We start from the raw sequence: 16,433 nt of genomic DNA, 5'->3' as shown, positions 1-16,433 counted from the left end.
ACACCGCCTTCACCAACGAACTCCTCGCCCAAGCCCAACAACACCACCAAACCACCCCCACCCCGAACCCGACTCCCACCCCGGATCCGACTCCCACCCCGGACCCCACTCCCCGGTCGGACCCGACTTCCGGATCGGACCCCACACCTGCGACCGGCGCGACTCCCGCGCCCGGCGCAGATCCCGCCTCGGACCCCACTCCCGCGCCTGACGCCCGTCCAGTGGCGGACGCCACTGCCGTGTCGCCTGCGGCACCTGCGTCGACCCCCACTCCTGTGTCTGCCGTCGGCCCCAGTCCCGTATCCACTGCCGCGCCAACTCCGGTGCCTGCACCATCGCCCGCACCGGACCCCACTCCCGGATCGGATCCCACTCCCGCGTCTGACTCCGGTCCAGCGGCGGACACGACTTCCACGCGGGACCCCGCTCCTGTGTCGCATGCGGCACCTGCGTCGAACCCCACTCCTGTGGCGGCCCCCACTCCTGTGGCGGCCCCCGCTCCCGGGTCGGACGCCGCTCCCACGTCGGGCGCGACGCCCGCGCCCGGCTCCGCTCCCGTGGCGAACCCCACTCCCGCGCCTGACGCCGGTCCAGTGGCGGACGCGACTGCCGTGTCGCATGCGACACCTGCGTCGGACCTCGCTCCTGTGGCTGCTGTCGGCCCCGTATCCGCTGCCGCGCCATCTCCGGCGCCGGCGCTTGCTCCCGCGCCAGTCCCCGCGTCCGCACCCGCGCGTGCTCCCGCACCCACTCCCGCTCCCGCTCCCGCACCCAGTCCCGAGCCTGCGGCCACCCCCGCGCCTGACTCGGTTCCCGCGGCTGCGATCGCGCCGGTGTCTGACCGCGTCCCCGCGCCTGCCGTCGCATCTGACCCTGCGATAGCGGCCTGCAACGTTGCTACAGGCAACGGCCTGTGGGCTGACCAAGCAAGTGGTGTGAGCATGGATCCCAGTCACCACGGCGCCCCCGGTGCGGATGACAAGCCCGGCCTGAACCACGAACCCGGCCTCAACAACGAGCCCAGCCTGGACAACGAGCCTGGCCTGCATGACGAGCCCGGCCTCAGCAACGAGCCTGGCCTGCATGACGAGCTCGGCCTCGACAATGAGCCTGGCGTGGATGACGAGGCCGATCGTGAGGCGCCCCACCCAAGCGAAAGCGATCTCCCTGATCCGCTCGATCAATGCGATGGCTGGGCGGTAGAGCCGTTCGAGGTAGCCAGTGGTGATGTGTCCGAGTCAGGTGAGTCGATGACCCCAGACGAACTACATGCTCTCGCAGCCCGGCTGGCTCAGGTCAGGCGCGACGCGCACGCCCGGCAGCTTGGTGAACGGCCCGCCCCAGCGCGCCCGGGCAAGACCGAGGTGTACGTACACCTCACCGATCACACCCTCGCCAATGGCGCCGGAGTCCTGCGCGTAGAAGACATCGGCCCGCTACTGGCTGCCCAGATCACCGAACTCGTCGGCCACGGACCCTACGTGGTCAAGCCCGTCATCGACCTCAACAAAGCCGTCAGCTCCGACGCCTACGAAACCACCAACCAGATCCGCGAACACGTCAAACTCACCCACCCCACCGAGCTCTTCCCCTACGGCACCCGCGAAACCAGCAACAGCATCGACCTCGACCACATCAAGCCCTACGACCCCCTCGGCCCACCCGGCCAAACGAACACCCAGAACCTCATACCACTCAGCCGATTCGGCCACCGGGTGAAGACCCACGCCCACGGATGGAAAGTCCGCCGGATCGACGCCAAGACCATCGAGTGGACAACACCCCACGGCTTCGTACTCCACGTCAACCCCACCGGCACCCACCGGGTCAGCCACCGGGTACCGGATGACTGAAGACCAGCTCGCCGCGCCACGGTTGCCACGCGAGACGATGGTGAACGTATCGGCGCGCGTGGGCGAGACCCTGTGCGGTCGGCTCCGGACGACCTTCGAGGTTGGCCCACGGGCCTGGCTGGTGTTCGCGGTCCGGGCCTCGACGGCAGCGCGGAGGGAGCTCGACCACGGCGCGGCAGAGCAGATCCGCACCGCTGAGCAGTGGCGGTCTGCCGAAGGCAACGGCTCGCCCGGCTGTTGCCGATCCCCACGTAAAGTGCGGTCGCAATGTTGCTCGGATCGGTGTTCAGGGCACGGGTGTCCCCCGCCCGAGCCAGGGGAGGACCGCAGGCCATGCGTTGCGTGTGTGCGCACCCCCTCTGGAGGGCGCACGTGTTGCAGAGAGGTTGGTGCCCTGGTGGAGGTAGCCGGCGGGAGTTCGCCGCGTGGTGGGCGGTTGGCGGCCTACGGTGCGGTCTCGTTCTCGCTGGCGCTGTGCAGCGATCGCGAGCTGTGCGATCTCATGGATACGGCCGCGCCGATGGGTGCTGGCATCGGTGGGACCTCAGCGTTGCTGGAGGTCGACGGGACCCCGGTCCGTTAAGCGGCTGCCACTCACCGACCTGGAGAGGCAGCCGGAGAACGTCCAGTCCACGGCCAACCTCTTCCACCTTCTGCCACCCTGGCCTCGGAGTCCCCGGGGGACCGGGATGGAGCGCCTGGCGGGAGTTGGCTGTGCACACCATGACGACGGACTGGGTGCTGGCACAGGACCATGAGGGCCTTCCGCTGATGTACCACTGGCGGGTCCTGCCGCACCCCGGGCAGGTGCTGCCCGAGGAGCTGGCCGATGTGGAGAAGGTCGTCGCCTACTGGGAAGGCGGCCCCGCAGGTGCGCCACTGGCTCGAGGCGCTGCGGGAGTCCTCGGCGAGCATCGCCCTGTTCCTGGAGTACATCCCGCAGAACCTGCACGACTGGCTGGACGTTCGGGTCAAGACCGACGCCGAGACCGCCGAGCAGGCCTGCACCACGGTGGCGAAGGAAACTCGACGCCCGCGGCCTCCCGCACCTCGATGGCCACTTCCAGAACATCCTCACCGACGGCAAGCGGCTGTTCTTCACGGACCTCGGCCTCGCGATCTCCGCGGAGTTCGACCTGTCCAAGGAGGAGGCCGACTTCTTCGCCGACCACCAGACCTACGACCGCCCCTACACCTTCACCCACCTGGTGCAGTGCCTCGCCACCGCGCTGTACGGGTACGGGCGGGACGAGCGCAGCGTTCATCCATGCCTGCGCCCGCGGGGAGCCTCCGACGGGAACTCCACCGCGGGTCGCGGCGATCCTCACCCGCCACGCTCCTATGAGAGCCGGCAGACCCCGTATCCCCTGGAGGCGATCCGCCGGCTCGGCCCCTAGTTGGGCCAGAGTTGGTGGACGGTTCCGGCGGAGCCACCACCTCGGCGGGTGGGTTCGGCAGCTGCGAGGAAGCCGCCGTTGGGCAGGATCTCCAGGGCAGCCACGGCACCGATCTCGGCCGCGGAGGTGAACGCGTCACCACTGGGGACGAGAGTGTGGCCGAAGGGCTTGAGGGCGGTGCCGTAAGCCTCGATGAACGGCGGCTCGGCGGTGACGGCAGCCGTGTTGCGCTGGGAGGCCCGCGGTGCGGCGACCGCCTCAGGCAGCGTCATCCCCCGGTCGACGCGGTTGGTCAGGGTCTGGAGGACCGTGGTAATGATGGTCGACCCACCCGGCGAACCGAGTGCGAGGAACGGCTTGCCGTCGCGGAGCACGATCGTCGGCGACATCGAGGAGCGCGGGCGCTTCCCCGGCTGGATCCGGTTCGGGTCGGCCGCGTCGTACACGGCGGAGAAGTCGGTGAGCTCGTTGTTGAGCAGGAAGCCACGGCCGGGGACGGTGATGCCGCTACCGCCGGTCTGCTCGATCGTCAGCGTGTACGAGACCACGTTGCCCCACTTGTCCGCGGCAACGAGGTGCGTGGTGGACAGCCCCTCGGTGTCCGGGCCTTCGTTGGTCGCGGTGGTCGCGCCACACGTCCCGTACTGGCCATCCGGTACGCCGGGCTTCAGCGGCTTCACCGAGGCCTTGGCCGGGTCGATCAGGCAGGACCGCTCAGCGCCGAAACCGCGCGACAACAACTCCTTCGTCGGTACGTCGACGTACGCCGGATCGCCGACGTAAGCACCGCGGTCGGCGAAGGACAGCGCCGAGGCCTCGAGGTAGGTGTGCAGCGCCTGCGGGGTTTCCATCCGGTCCAGGTGCAGCGGCGCGAGGATGTTCAGGGCCTCGCCGACGGTGGTGCCGCCGGAGGAGGACGGCGCCATGCCGTACACCTCAAGGCCCTCGTAGCGGACCTTGGTCGGCGCGCGGTCGATCACCTTGTACTTCGCGAGATCCGCAGTGGTCAGGTGGCCGGGCATCACCGGCAGTGCGGTCCCCGGGGTCTTCGGCGGGTTCTTCACCGTGGCGGCGATCTCGCCCGCGAGCGGCCCGCCGTAGAACGCCGGGAGCCCCTTCGCGCCGAGCAGCCGGTAGGTGTCGGCCAGCTCGGGGTTCTTGAACAGCGTCCCGACCTTCGGGGCGTCACCACCGGGCAGGAACAGCTTGGCGGTCGGCACGATCGCGGCGAACCGTGCCTTGTTGTCCAGTGTCTGGCTGCGGAAGGTCGAGTCGACGACAAAGCCGTCCTCAGCCAGGTCTGCGGCGGGCTTCAGCGCCTTGTTCAGTGACAGCGAGCCCCATTGCCGCAGCGCGCGGTCCCAGGTCGCGAGCGTGCCCGGCGTCCCGACGGACACCCCGGAAGTGACCAGGTCCGGCGTGAACTTGTACGGCTGACCGGTCGCCGGGTTGATGAACGCGTTCGACGGCATCGTCGCCGGCGCGGTCTCGCGGCCGTCGATCGTCATCACCTTGCGCTGCTTGGCGTTGTAGAACACGAAGTACCCACCGCCGCCGATCCCGGCGGAGTACGGTTCGGTGACTCCGAGCGCTGCGGCGGTCGCCACCGCCGCGTCGACCGCGTTCCCCCCGCGACGCAGTACGTCGAGGCCGATCTTCGTCGCATCGGGGTCGACCGAGGCGACGGCTCCGCCGTACCCGATCGCGGTGGGGTACTTGGTGCGGGCCTGCGCCGAATCGTGGGCCGGTTGCGGCACCGACGGTTTCGGTGGACTCGCGGCCGCACCACTCAGACCGAATCCGGACAGGACGAGCGCACTCGCGGACAGGGACGCGACCAGCTTCTTCACCGGGTCTCCAGGAGCTCGAGCGACAGGGGAACTGTCCCCCTGCCTACCCCGAACTCGGGCCGCGCGCCAGTCGCCAGGCGCGTCCGGTGGCTAGTTGATCGTGCAGGACGCCAGGAAACGACGTACCGTCTCGTCGGTCCACGCAGTGTTACCGGCCGGTGCCTCGACCAGCAGCCAGTCGTCGGCGAGCTTCACCTGCCCCGCCAGCCGGCCGTCCACCGTGCCGATGTGGAACGCCTTGCCGCCCTCATCGGTCACTCGGACCGCGCTCAGCGCCATCGCGGTCCCACGGCGCTCCAGAACCACCTTCGTGGCGACCTCGGCCGTCCGCATCTCCGGCTGCGCCAGTACGACGCGGTTGGCCGCGATCGGCTTCTCGGGGGCCCAGCCGACCGGGGCGAGCGTGCAGCCGATCGTGTTCCAGGTCTGCTGATTGGCCACCAGCTCGACGCTGGTGGAGAACAACGACATCGTGCCTTCGCTGGCCTTCGCACTCGGTGCGGTCGAACCGGCCGGACTCCCGGAGGCCGCGACCGACGGCTCGCTCTCCCCGCCGGCGACCGGCTGGTTGCCGGCGCCACCCCACCACTTCACCTGGTTGCCGAACGCGAGCACCGCGGCCGACGCCGCGGCAACACACAGTACGCCGGTCACCCGGCGGCGCCGCTTGATCCGGCGCAACGCCCGCCGCCCTCGCGCGACGTCCGCGTCGATATCCGCCGGCGGCAGCCCATCGGCGGCCTCCTCGGCGAACCCCTCCAGCAACTTCTTGACCTCGTCCACTGCTCCGTCTTTCTCCCGGCACCTGTGTCGGCCGGGATGTCAGCCACTCCCCGTTGCCTGATCCGGCTGTTCGTCGGTCATCAGGTCCTTCAAACGCTTGAGCGCCTTGGCGGTCTGGCTCTTCACCGTTCCCTCGGTGCACTCCAGGATCCGCGCGCAGGTCGCGACGTCGAGATCCTGGAAGTACCGCAGTACCAGGACCGCGCGCTGGCGGGGCGCAAGCTCCAGCAGCGCCCGCCGGACCGCGATCGTGTCCACCGGATCCGTCTCGTCGGCCAGCCTCGGCTCGAGCGTGTCGGCGGTCACCACCTCAGGGTGGCGGCCGGCCCGGCGGCGCTCGTCGAGGAACGCGTTCACCAGAATGCGGTGCGCGTACGGCCCGGCGCCTTCGTGCCGGATCCGGTGCCAGTGCACGTAGACCCGAGTACAGGCGGTCTGGACCAGATCCTCCGCGGTATGCGAATCCCCCGCGGTCAGCAACAGCGCCGTTCTCATCAGTCGGGTGCGATCCGCGAGCAAGTACTCGCGGAACTCCGCCTCACGGTCACCCCCTCGCATCGGCAGCCCCCGCTGCGGGAGCGATTTCTACCCCGACTACGTCCTCGGCACCCATTCGGTTGCCTGCGGCCAGGACATCGATCGCCTTGTCCAGCAGGGCGGAGTCGTCGTACCGGAGCCAGGTGATCCGCGGATCCTTGCGGAACCACGAATCCTGCCGCCGCGCGAACCGGCGGGTCGACTGCGCGGTCCGCTCCCGGGCCTCAGCCTCGTCGATCTCGCCGTTCAGCAAGGCGATCACCTGGGAGTACCCGAGCGCACGGTTCGCGGTCCGGCCTTCGAGCAGACCGTGGTCGAGGAGCTCCCGCACCTCGTCGACGAAACCGGATTCGAACATCCGGTCCACCCGTCGCCCGATCCGCTCGTCGAGCTCCGGGCGCGGCACGTCGAGACCGATCTGTACGGCGCCTGGATAGACGTAGCGGTGTTCCGGAAGGGTCGCGCTGTACGGCGCGCCGGTGATCTCGACGACCTCCAGCGCCCGGACGATCCGGCGACCGTTGCTGGGGAGGATCTGGGCGGCGGCTGCGGGGTCGACGGACTGGAGTCGTTGATGCAGGGCGCCGGAGCCTTGGTCTTCCAGCTCGGCCTCGAGCCGCTCGCGTACGGCGGGGTCGGTGCCGGGGAACGTGAAGTCGTCGAGGATCGCCCGGACGTAGAGCGCGGACCCTCCGGCCAGGACCGGAATTACCTGCCGACGGGTGCAGTCGTCGATCGCGGACCGGGCCAACTGCTGGAACTCGGCCACCGTCGCGGTCTCGGTCACGTCGAGGATGTCGAGCAGATGGTGCGGTACGCCGCTCCGCTCGGGCCCGGTGATCTTCGCCGTACCGATGTCCATGCCGCGGTAGACCTGCATCGCGTCGGCGTTGACGACTTCGCCACCCAGGCGTTTGCACAGGGCAACGGACAGGTCGGACTTGCCGGCCGCTGTGGGGCCGACGACAGCGACGACGAGTGGTTCGGCCATCGCTCCAGTGTGACAGTTTTCGGTCCGGGCCCGCTGCACCGGGCCCTGGGGGCCGTCAAGTCTGCACCAAGAAGCCTCGGGGTGGCCTTGTGGATGACCCCGCAAGACGGGTAGACACGACGGCAGTTCGCAACACCGGATTACGGGAGGAATGAAGCTGTGACGAATCCGTTCGAGGGAGAGTCCGATGCGGCCAAGGACGCATTGGGCCTGGGGGACGACGAGCTGGACGCCGCGAAGCGCAGCGGCGGTGACGTCGAACTGAAGGCGAGTGGTGGCGACGTGGAGTCCGGCGGTGACGTCGAGTCGGGCGGTGACGTCGAGTCCGGCGGGGATGTCGAGTCGGGTGGCGGCAGCCAGGACTCCGGCGGCGACGTCGAGTAACACCCGCTGAATTCCTGCGCGACAGTTCGCGGCGGTCCTAGGAGTTCAAGGCCGGTTGATGTAATCATCTACCGCTAGCTGTCAGTAAGCAGTTCACTACGCAGGAATGGGAGCCCCTGAGATGGGCATCTTCGACAAGTTCAAGGGCAAGGCCGAAGACCTGAAGGACAAGGCCGGCGACCTGGTCGATCAGCACGGCGACAAGGTCGGCGACGGTCTGGACAAGGCCGGTGACTTCGTCGACGAGAAGACCGGCGGCAAGTACGGCGACAAGATCGACCAGGGTGTCGGCAAGGCCAAGGACGGCCTGGATGGCCTCGACGGCCAGAACGACGACATCCCGGACGCGAACAAGCCCGCCTGAACGCCTCGGTGACGAAGGGCCGCGAGCACCCGCTCGCGGCCCTTTGCGTTGCCGTGGGAGGCTCGGGGGATGGATCGGTTTCGGGTGGTGCCGGCGGCTTATGTGGTGTTGCGGCGCGGTGACGAAGTGTTGATGATGCTGCGGGCCAACACCGGTTACATGGATGGGTATTGGGCGGTGCCGGCGGGGCATGTGGAGCGCGGGGAGTCGGTGCTGGAGGCGGCCGTGCGGGAGGTTCGGGAGGAGGTGGGGGTGGAGATCGACCCGGTGGATCTGGTGCCGGTGACCGCGATGCACCGGACGGGCGGCAACGGGGATCCGATCGACGAGCGGGTGGACTTCTTCTTCACGACGTCGCGGTGGACGGGTGAGCCGCGATCGATGGAGCCGGGGAAGACGGACGGGCTCGAGTGGTTCGCGCTGGACAAGTTGCCGGAGCCAACGGTGCCGCACGAGGCGCGGGTGCTGGCGGGGCTCGACGGCGGGCTTCCTGCGGTGATCGTCGAGGGCTTCAGCTGACTCACCGGCGTTGGTTCAGGGTTTTGGTGGCGTTCACCGGGGCTGGGGGGCTGCGTTCTAATGTTCGCTGCGGTGTCAGGTAGCGACGTGGAGGCAGGTCATGGATCAGCAGGACGACGGAACGAGCCGGCGGCGGCTCTTGCAGGCAGGAGCGCTGGGCGCGGGAGCTGTGGTCGCGGGTGGGGTGCTGGACGGTGGAGCGGCTTCGGCTGCACCTTCGTCGTACGGCGGGAGGGTTGATACGGAGCACCCGCGGTTCACGGTGGCCGTCGTACCGGACACGCAGTACCAGTTCGATCAGGATCGGGGGGACTCGGCACCGCTGACGGCGACGTTCGAGTATCTGGTCGAGCAGCGGTCCGCGGAGAACCTGGTGTTCGTGGCGCATCTCGGTGATGTCGTGGAGAACGCGCTGGCCTCGGAGTTCGCGCAGGCGGATCAGGTGTTCAAGGTGCTGGACCGGGCGCGGATGCCGTACTCGGTGCTGGCCGGGAACCACGACATCGACGGTTCCAAGGACGACAGTCGCGGCGACTCGCCGTACCTGCGGACATTCGGGCCGCAGCGGTTCCGGCGGATGACGACGTACGGCGGTTCGACGGCGAACGGGTACAACTCGTACCACGTGTTCCGGGCGGCCGGGCGGCAGTGGTTGCTGCTGGCAATGGACTGGCGGCCGTCGGACGCGAGCTTCGCGTGGGCGCGCGCGGTGATCGCGGCGCATCCGCGGATGCCGGTGATCCTGACGATTCACGAGCTGGTGTACGCCGACAGCGGTGTCGCGGAGTTCAGCGACCACGGGAACCGGGTCTGGGACCAGCTGGTGAAGGACACCGACCAGATCTTCCTCACGCTGAACGGCCACTTCTGGCCGTCCGGGCGGCTCACGCGGCAGAACGCCGCCGGGCATGACGTGCACCTGCATCTGGCCAACTACCAGGACCGGTACTACGGCGGTTCCGGGATGGTCCGGCTGTACCACTTCGACCTGGCCCGGAACACGATCGACGTCGAGACGATCGCCCCGTGGATCCTCAAGCAGGACCCGGCTCGGCGCAACGAGCTTGCCGAGGGTGAGATCGAGCTGACGGATGACGTGAACAGGTTCAGCGTTCCGGTCGACTTCGAGGAGCGGTTCGCGGGGTTCGCGCCGGTTCCGGTGCGCCCTGCGCGGCCGGCGAAGCAGTTGGTGATTCCGGGGACGGCGGCGTACTGGCGGTTCGACGGACCGGTGAGTGGGCAGGTCGTCGATCAGTCCGGGCAGGGGAATCATTTGACCCGGGTGCAGTTGGGTGGGGCCGCGCCTTCGGTCTCGGCGGAGTTCCACCCGGAGCAGCCGGGGCATGCGAGCTGGTTGTTCCCGGGTGGGAAGAATCCGGCTCGTGGTGGGTATCTGCAGACGGCCGACGATGCGCCGCTCAACAAGCTCACGTTCCGCGGCGGGTACACGATCGAGGCGTTCGTGAAGCTGGCCGACGACGGGCAGGACCACTCGTGGGAGGGGCTGATCTCGCGGCTCGGGACCGGGCGGGATGCCGGGAAGACGGGGAGTGATCCGGACGAGCCGGTGGTGAAGCTCGGGTTCTCCGGTGGGCGGCAGGTGCAGTGGGCGGTGTATCCGCTGGACCGCAACGACACCTTCACCAACTGGGGTCACGAGCAGGTGGCCGGACAGTGGTTCCACCTCGCGATCGTCAACGACGGACGGCACAGCACCGTGTACGTCGACTCGTCGGAGCTGCTGCGGAATCCGGCGACCCCGTCGAACGGGCTGGCGACGGTCGGCAGGCCGTGGCTGGTGGGTGCCGGGCACTATGCGAACGAGATCGACCAGGGGTTCGCGGGGCACATCGGTGAGGTGCGGATCGTGGGCCGCGCGCTGAAGCCTTCGGAATTCCTGACTGCTTGACGGTAAGAACACGTACTAGTGCCCGCTGCGGCTGAGCTTCAGGCGTGGCGGGCGCTGCGGGGGTGGTGCCGGTGGGGACTAGTACGTGTCGTTACCGACGTAGGTGCTCGCGGATGAGGGCTTCCTGGGCTGGGAGCAGGGCCTTCTCGGCGGCGGAGAGGGTGATGTTGTTGCTGCGGGCATCTAATGCCGCGGTGAGGCCGGGGGTTGGGTCGATGGAGTTGGCCAGGTAGGCGGCCAGGGTCTCGTGGAGGAGGGGTGAGAGGTCGGCCCAGGCGGGGTCGAGGGCTACCTGGGCGAAGATGACGGCGGTCATCGCGATGTCGAACTCGGCCGTCCCCTCTTCGGCGTTGCGCCAGTCGATGACGATCGGGCCGGTGGGGGTGGCGATCACGTTCTCCGGGTGTAGGTCGCCGTGGACGACTACGAGACCTGGGGTGCCGCTGGGGGCGGGGATCGCATGCAGGCGGCGGTGCAGGTCGGCATGCAGCACGCCAAGATCCGTGGGGCTGAGGTCACCAGCGATGGTCGCCTCGGCGAGGGTCGGGCCGGTGAGCCGCTCGATCACCATGTCGGGGCCGTGGACCTCCCGTACGGCGGGCACGGGGTAGCCGTACTTCGCCACGTGCCGCATGAAGTCGGCCTCGTCCCGCACGGCATACCCGTTCCGGGACCGCCGCAACACCCACTGCTCGTCCAGCGCATAGACATCCGCATCCCGGCCCGCCGCAAACGGCTCCGCCCCGTCGGGAAGCAACACCCCTGAGCCCGGCACAGATGCGGCCGGCGAGGTCGCAGCCCCTTCCGAGTTGGCGGCGGAGGTGGTGGGGCTGGGGCTCGGCTTGGCCGGGGGCGCCGGATCCGCGGGGGTCATCCGATCTGGCAGCCGCCGGTTGCGGGCTCGAGGGGTTTGGCGCCGAGGGTGGGCATGCCGAGCATTACGCCGGGGGGCGTGGTGGGCGGGGTGTCTTGGAGGCGTTGCCAGGCGTCGCCGGCTCGGGTTCGGCGGATGGAGCCGAAGGTGTCGGCTACCAGGTGGTGCGGGGCGGCGTAGGTGACCTCGACGGTGGCCAGGTCGCCGGGGCGGGGTGGCTCGACGCCTTCTGGGAGGGCGAAGTGGACCAGGCGGTTGTCTCGGGCGCGGCCGCTCAGGCGATGGGTGGCGGCGTCCTTGCGGCCTTCGCCTTCGGCGACGAGGACCTCGAGGGAGCGACCGAGGGTCAGCTTGTTCTCGGCCCAGGCCATGTCGTCCTGCAGTGCGACCAGCCGCTCGTAGCGCTCCTGGACGACCGCGCGCGGGACCTGGTCCTCCATCGACTCCGCCGGCGTCCCGGGACGCTTGGAGTACTGGAAGGTGAAGGCGCCGGCGAAACGTGCCTCGCGGACGACGTCGAGTGTGCCCTGGAAGTCTTCTTCGGTCTCGCCGGGGAAGCCGACGATGATGTCGGTGGTGATCGCGGCGTCCGGCATCGCGGCACGCACGTCCTCGATGATCTTGAGGTAGCGGTCGCGACGGTACGAACGGCGCATCGCCTTCAGCACCCGGTCCGAACCGGACTGCAGCGGCATGTGCAGCGAGGGCATCACGTTCGGCGTCTCGGCCATCGCCTCGATCACGTCGGCGGTGAAGTCGCGCGGGTGCGGCGAGGTGAAGCGGACCCGCTCCAGCCCGTCGATCTCCCCGCAGGCCCGCAGCAGCTTGGAGAAGGCGTAACGGTCGCCGAACTCCACGCCGTACGAGTTCACGTTCTGGCCGAGCAGGGTCACCTCGAGGACACCTTCGGCGACCAGCGCCTCGACCTCGGCGAGCACGTCACCCGGGCGGCGGTCCTTCTCGCGGCCGCGCAGCGCCGGGACGATGCAGAACGTGCAGGTGTTGTTGCAGCCGACGCTGACCGAGACCCACGCCGAGTACGCCGATTCGCGCCGGGTCGGCAGCGTCGACGGGAACACGTCGAGGGACTCCAGGATCTCGACCTGGGACTCCTCGGCGATCCGGGCCCGCTCCAGCAGCACCGGCAGCGAGCCGATGTTGTGGGTGCCGAACACGACGTCGACCCAGGGCGCCTTCTTGGTGATGGACGCCTTGTCCTTCTGCGCCAGGCAGCCGCCGACCGCGATCTGCATCCCCGGCCGCTTGGCCTTGACCGGCGCCAGGTGCCCGAGGTTGCCGTACAGCTTGTTGTCGGCGTTCTCCCGGACCGCGCACGTGTTGAAGACCACGACATCGGCCTGGTCACCCTCGGGCGCGCGCACGTAGCCCGCGTCCTCCATCAGGCCGCGCAGCCGCTCGGAGTCGTGGACATTCATCTGGCACCCGTAGGTGCGGACCTCGTAAGTACGCATAACAGTCACCAAGAGTACGGCGCGAAGTAGACAAATCCCTACCGGGGACCGGAGGGGCTGCACCCCTGACGGCAGCAGGCGGCCGAACAATAGTGAGGGGTATGAACAGTTCTCGTCGTCAGTTCCTCGCCCGCACCGCCGCCGGAGCCGCCGTGATCGCCGGCGGATCCTTCCCAACCTCAGCCGCTCAAGCCATCACCACGCCACGCAACCTGACCGCGCTCACCGACGCCACCGTGATCGACGTGGTGACCGGTCGCCGCCTCCGCCGTCAGACCGTGCTGATCGCCGGTGACCGGATCGTCGGGGTCGGCCGGTTACCGGTCCCCCGCGGTACGACGGTCATCGACGCGACCGGGAAGTACGTCGTACCGGGCCTCGCCGACATGCACGCCCACAGCCTCGGTGACGAGCGCGTCTCTCCGCCGCTGTACCTGGCCAACGGACTGACCACGGTCCGCGAGATGGCCGGGACCAACCCGGTTCTGTACGAGTGGCGTGATCGGATCGATGCAGGCACCCTCCTCGGCCCACGGATGATCGTCGGCAGCCAGATCATCGACGGCGACCCGACTCTCTGGGATCCGAACCTCCTGCCCGTTCTCGTCGTCGACAACCCCGCGAAGGCACGCGCCGCAGTTCGCCAGGTTCACGCCGCGGGCGCGGACTTCATCAAGGTCTATTCACGGCTCAACAAGGCGGCGTACCTCGCGATCGTCGACGAGGCCCGCAAGCTCGGCCTGACCGTGCACGGCCACGGGCCGGACGAACTGACCACGAAAGAGGTCAGCGCCGCGGGTCAACGCAGCATCGAGCACATCCACTCGATCGGTCTGTCGGTGTCGAGCCGGGAGGCCGACGTACGGCGGATGGTCCGCGCGATCAGTGTGAAGACCGGGGACTACAACTCGTGGTTCCGGCAACTGCACCCGATCGAGTGGATCGCCGCCAACACCTACAGCCCGGCCCGGGCCGCCGACGTCTTCGGGACCCTGCGGCGCAACCAGACCCGGGTCACACCGACGCTGACGATGCACAACGTCCTCGACCAGCCCGACTACACCCGTCTCGACCCGGCCCTGGCCAAGTACTTGAGCGCAAGTGAGATCGGCGTCTACGACTACGCGATCCAGAATCTCTACCGGCCCAACCGGACTGCCGAGGAGATCGCGCGTCAGCGGGAGATGTGGGCCTGGCGCAAGTACTTCGTCGGGGAGCTGTTCGCGCACGGCGTCCCGGTCCTGGCCGGCACCGACACTGGTACGCCGTACAGCGTGCCCGGGTTCGCATTGCACGATGAACTCGAACACCTGGTCGCCGCCGGCGCCACCCCGCGCCAGGCCTTGTACGCCGCCACTGCGGAGCCGGCCCGGTTCCTCGGACTCGGGGCGCAGCTGGGCACTGTCGAGGCCGGCAAGGTCGCGGATCTGGTCGTTCTCGACGCCGACCCGTTGACCGACATCCGCAACACCCGCAGGATGCACTCGGTGATCACCCGCGGCCGGGTGCTCACCCCGGCCGCGCGGGCGAAGATGCTCGCAGAGGTGGAGGCCGCCGTACAGGGTCCGCCGTCGCCGCTGGCACTTCCTGCGGGAGGTTGTTGCGGTGCGGCAGGTTCCGGACACTGATGAGCACGATCGTGCTCAGGGTGATGGGTCTGTCACGGTACGCGCCGGTTCATTGCAGATCGTTACCACCACGGAACCGACCGGCGATGCGACCGCACCCCGGGCTCCGCTAGGTTCTGGCCATGAGCGATTCCGGCACCTTGACGCAAACGGGTCTGGTGGCCCTGACCGGCGTCAACAAACATTTCGGCGAACTGCACGTCCTGAAGGACATCAACCTGTCCATCGCCAAGGGCGAGGTCGTCGTGGTGATCGGCCCGTCCGGGTCCGGCAAGTCGACGCTCTGCCGCGCGATCAACCGGCTCGAGACGATCGATTCGGGCACCATCGAGCTGGACGGCCAGCCGCTGCCGAGTGAGGGCAAGTCCCTGGCCACGCTGCGGGCCGATGTCGGCATGGTGTTCCAGTCGTTCAACCTGTTCGCGCACAAGACGATCCTGCAGAACGTCACCCTCGGCCCGCTCAAGGTCCGCAAGCTGGACCCGAAGCAGGCCGAGCAGCGGGCCATGGAACTGCTGGAACGAGTGGGGGTGGCCAGCCAGGCGTCGAAGTACCCGGCGCAGCTGTCCGGCGGCCAGCAGCAGCGTGTCGCCATCGCCCGCGCGCTGGCGATGGATCCCAAGGTCATCCTCTTCGACGAGCCCACCTCGGCGCTCGACCCGGAGATGATCCAGGAGGTCCTGGAGGTGATGATCGACCTCGCCAAGCAGCAGATGACGATGGTCGTGGTCACCCACGAGATGGGCTTCGCGCGGAGTGCGGCGAACCGGGTGGTGTTCATGGCCGACGGCGAGATCGTCGAGCAGGCCGACCCGGAGACGTTCTTCACCAGCCCGACCTCCCGGCGCGCCCAGGACTTCCTCGGCAAGATCCTGAAGCACTGACCTCCGCCCGCGGCCGTACCCAGCAATCACACATCAAAGGGGAACCTGAACATGAGAATGCGTCACCTCGTCGCCGGACTCGGCGTCGCGGCGCTCGCGCTGACTGCGACTGCCTGCGGTAAGGAAGAGCCCGCGGCCGGAGGCAGCGGCGACAAGGCCGCGTCCGACTCCTGCGGCACCCTCCACAAGTTCGAGACCGCCACCGGTGTCGACGTGGCCGGCAGCCCCGCGTTCGCCAAGATCAAGACCCGCGGCAACCTCATCGTCGGCGTCAAGGCCGACCAGCCGAACCTCGGCTACAAGGACGCCGACGGCAAGCGCTGCGGCTTCGACATCGAGGTCGCCCGGATGGTCTCGGCGAACCTGGGCTTCGACCCGGACAAGATCGAGTACAAGGAAATCCCCTCCGCCAACCGCGAAACGGCGATCGGCGGCGGCGAGATCGACTACTACGTCGGCACCTACTCGATCACCGACAAGCGCAAGGCCCTGGTCTCCTTCGCCGGGCCGTACTTCGTCGCCGGCCAGGACCTGCTGGTCAACAAGGACGACACCTCGATGGACGCCGGCAAGACCGCCCTCAAGGGCAAGAAGGTCTGCTCCGCCAGCGGCTCCACCCCGATCCAGCGGGTCAAGGACGAGCAGCTCACCGAGGCCAGCAACATCTCGGAGTTCAAGACCTACTCCGAGTGCGTCTCCCAGCTGCTCGACAAGAAGGTCGACGCCGTCACCACCGACGACGCCATCCTCAAGGGCTACGCGGCCACCGCACCCGACCAGCTCCGCGTGGTCGGCAAGACCTTCAGCACCGAGAAGTACGGCATCGGCCTGCCCAAGGACGACAAGGCGCTGCGCGACCAGGTGAACACCATCCTGGAGAAGTCCGCGACCGACGGCACCTGGAAGTCGATCTACGACGAGACGCTGGGCAAGTCCGGCTCGCCGGGCACCCCGCCGGCACTCGAGAAGTACTGATCCACTCCCCGGC

Annotated in this window: 15 protein-coding genes; 9 read left to right on the top strand and 6 right to left on the bottom strand. The window is 68.6% G+C overall.

Features of this window, described 5'->3' with window-relative positions:
• Positions 1–941: 941 nt before the first annotated feature.
• Positions 942–1,853: a hypothetical protein gene (locus tag ACFCV3_RS30680; protein WP_376035717.1), complete on the top strand. Its 912-nt coding sequence runs from the start codon at positions 942–944 to the stop codon at positions 1,851–1,853.
• Between the two features lie 397 nt (positions 1,854–2,250).
• Positions 2,251–2,436, top strand: coding sequence for a hypothetical protein (locus ACFCV3_RS30675; protein ID WP_376035715.1), 186 nt, complete (start codon positions 2,251–2,253; stop codon positions 2,434–2,436).
• 810 nt (positions 2,437–3,246) lie between these two features.
• Here the strand turns inward: ACFCV3_RS30675 and ggt are convergent.
• From ggt to miaA, 4 genes are all read right to left on the bottom strand, one after another.
• Positions 3,247–5,100, bottom strand: a complete 1,854-nt coding sequence (gene ggt / locus ACFCV3_RS30670) for a gamma-glutamyltransferase (protein ID WP_376035713.1) — start codon at positions 5,098–5,100, stop codon at positions 3,247–3,249.
• Positions 5,101–5,190: 90 nt separating this feature from the next.
• Positions 5,191–5,883, bottom strand: a complete 693-nt coding sequence (locus ACFCV3_RS30665) for a hypothetical protein (protein ID WP_376035711.1) — start codon at positions 5,881–5,883, stop codon at positions 5,191–5,193.
• A 39-nt stretch (positions 5,884–5,922) separates the two neighbouring features.
• Positions 5,923–6,378 (bottom strand): RNA polymerase sigma factor, encoded by a 456-nt coding sequence (locus ACFCV3_RS30660; protein WP_376035709.1) that lies wholly within the window; start codon positions 6,376–6,378, stop codon positions 5,923–5,925.
• Positions 6,379–6,427: 49 nt separating this feature from the next.
• A complete protein-coding gene (gene miaA / locus ACFCV3_RS30655; RefSeq protein ID WP_376035707.1) occupies positions 6,428–7,411 on the bottom strand; it encodes a tRNA (adenosine(37)-N6)-dimethylallyltransferase MiaA in 984 nt (327 codons plus the stop codon).
• 159 nt (positions 7,412–7,570) lie between these two features.
• Here miaA and ACFCV3_RS30650 point away from each other — a divergent pair, with 159 nt between their 5' ends.
• The 4 genes from ACFCV3_RS30650 to ACFCV3_RS30635 all read left to right on the top strand — a co-directional run bounded on the left by ACFCV3_RS30650 (position 7,571) and on the right by ACFCV3_RS30635 (position 10,587).
• Positions 7,571–7,795 carry a hypothetical protein gene (locus ACFCV3_RS30650; RefSeq protein ID WP_132406098.1) on the top strand — a complete coding sequence of 75 codons (225 nt, stop codon included), beginning with the start codon at positions 7,571–7,573 and terminating at the stop codon, positions 7,793–7,795.
• Between the two features lie 106 nt (positions 7,796–7,901).
• The gene (locus ACFCV3_RS30645) at positions 7,902–8,159 is read left to right on the top strand and encodes an antitoxin (RefSeq protein ID WP_376035705.1); all 258 of its coding nucleotides are present in this window, start codon (positions 7,902–7,904) and stop codon (positions 8,157–8,159) included.
• A gap of 69 nt (positions 8,160–8,228) precedes the next feature.
• Positions 8,229–8,678 carry an NUDIX domain-containing protein gene (locus ACFCV3_RS30640; protein WP_376035703.1) on the top strand — a complete coding sequence of 150 codons (450 nt, stop codon included), beginning with the start codon at positions 8,229–8,231 and terminating at the stop codon, positions 8,676–8,678.
• A gap of 100 nt (positions 8,679–8,778) precedes the next feature.
• Positions 8,779–10,587 carry a LamG-like jellyroll fold domain-containing protein gene (locus tag ACFCV3_RS30635; RefSeq protein ID WP_376035701.1) on the top strand — a complete coding sequence of 603 codons (1,809 nt, stop codon included), beginning with the start codon at positions 8,779–8,781 and terminating at the stop codon, positions 10,585–10,587.
• A 91-nt stretch (positions 10,588–10,678) separates the two neighbouring features.
• On the opposite strand, the gene ACFCV3_RS30630 is transcribed toward ACFCV3_RS30635, so the two are convergent.
• Both ACFCV3_RS30630 and miaB read right to left on the bottom strand, forming a co-directional pair.
• Complete coding sequence (locus ACFCV3_RS30630) at positions 10,679–11,347, bottom strand: phosphotransferase (RefSeq protein ID WP_376035699.1); 669 nt, start codon at positions 11,345–11,347, stop codon at positions 10,679–10,681.
• Positions 11,348–11,457: 110 nt separating this feature from the next.
• Positions 11,458–12,933, bottom strand: coding sequence for a tRNA (N6-isopentenyl adenosine(37)-C2)-methylthiotransferase MiaB (miaB, locus tag ACFCV3_RS30625; protein WP_376035697.1), 1,476 nt, complete (start codon positions 12,931–12,933; stop codon positions 11,458–11,460).
• Positions 12,934–13,034: 101 nt separating this feature from the next.
• Between miaB and ACFCV3_RS30620 the strand changes: the two genes are divergently transcribed.
• The 3 genes from ACFCV3_RS30620 to ACFCV3_RS30610 all read left to right on the top strand — a co-directional run bounded on the left by ACFCV3_RS30620 (position 13,035) and on the right by ACFCV3_RS30610 (position 16,420).
• Entirely contained in the window at positions 13,035–14,561 is a 1,527-nt protein-coding gene (locus ACFCV3_RS30620; RefSeq protein ID WP_376035695.1) for an amidohydrolase family protein, read from the top strand.
• Between the two features lie 155 nt (positions 14,562–14,716).
• On the top strand, positions 14,717–15,445 hold the full coding sequence (locus ACFCV3_RS30615; RefSeq protein ID WP_376035725.1) for an amino acid ABC transporter ATP-binding protein: 729 nt from the start codon (positions 14,717–14,719) through the stop codon (positions 15,443–15,445).
• 51 nt (positions 15,446–15,496) lie between these two features.
• Positions 15,497–16,420 carry a glutamate ABC transporter substrate-binding protein gene (locus ACFCV3_RS30610; RefSeq protein ID WP_376035693.1) on the top strand — a complete coding sequence of 308 codons (924 nt, stop codon included), beginning with the start codon at positions 15,497–15,499 and terminating at the stop codon, positions 16,418–16,420.
• Positions 16,421–16,433: the final 13 nt, after the last annotated feature.

This window comes from Kribbella sp. NPDC056345 (genome assembly GCF_042262745.1).
Classification (GTDB): Bacteria; Actinomycetota; Actinomycetes; order Propionibacteriales; family Kribbellaceae; genus Kribbella.
Note: the sequence above shows the minus strand (reverse complement) of the source record. Positions and strands in the feature narration are given on the sequence as shown.

Bases quoted from the DNA above. Each gene is read 5' to 3' on its own strand.
- miaB (WP_376035697.1), bottom strand. From the start codon at position 12,933: ATGCGTACTTACGAGGTCCGCACCTACGGGTGCCAGATGAATGTCCAC.
- ACFCV3_RS30680 (WP_376035717.1), top strand. From the start codon at position 942: ATGGATCCCAGTCACCACGGCGCCCCCGGTGCGGATGACAAGCCCGGC.
- miaA (WP_376035707.1), bottom strand. From the start codon at position 7,411: ATGGCCGAACCACTCGTCGTCGCTGTCGTCGGCCCCACAGCGGCCGGC.
- ACFCV3_RS30645 (WP_376035705.1), top strand. From the start codon at position 7,902: ATGGGAGCCCCTGAGATGGGCATCTTCGACAAGTTCAAGGGCAAGGCC.
- ACFCV3_RS30620 (WP_376035695.1), top strand. From the start codon at position 13,035: ATGAACAGTTCTCGTCGTCAGTTCCTCGCCCGCACCGCCGCCGGAGCC.
- ACFCV3_RS30635 (WP_376035701.1), top strand. From the start codon at position 8,779: ATGGATCAGCAGGACGACGGAACGAGCCGGCGGCGGCTCTTGCAGGCA.
- ACFCV3_RS30660 (WP_376035709.1), bottom strand. From the start codon at position 6,378: ATGAGAACGGCGCTGTTGCTGACCGCGGGGGATTCGCATACCGCGGAG.
- ACFCV3_RS30640 (WP_376035703.1), top strand. From the start codon at position 8,229: ATGGATCGGTTTCGGGTGGTGCCGGCGGCTTATGTGGTGTTGCGGCGC.
- ACFCV3_RS30610 (WP_376035693.1), top strand. From the start codon at position 15,497: ATGAGAATGCGTCACCTCGTCGCCGGACTCGGCGTCGCGGCGCTCGCG.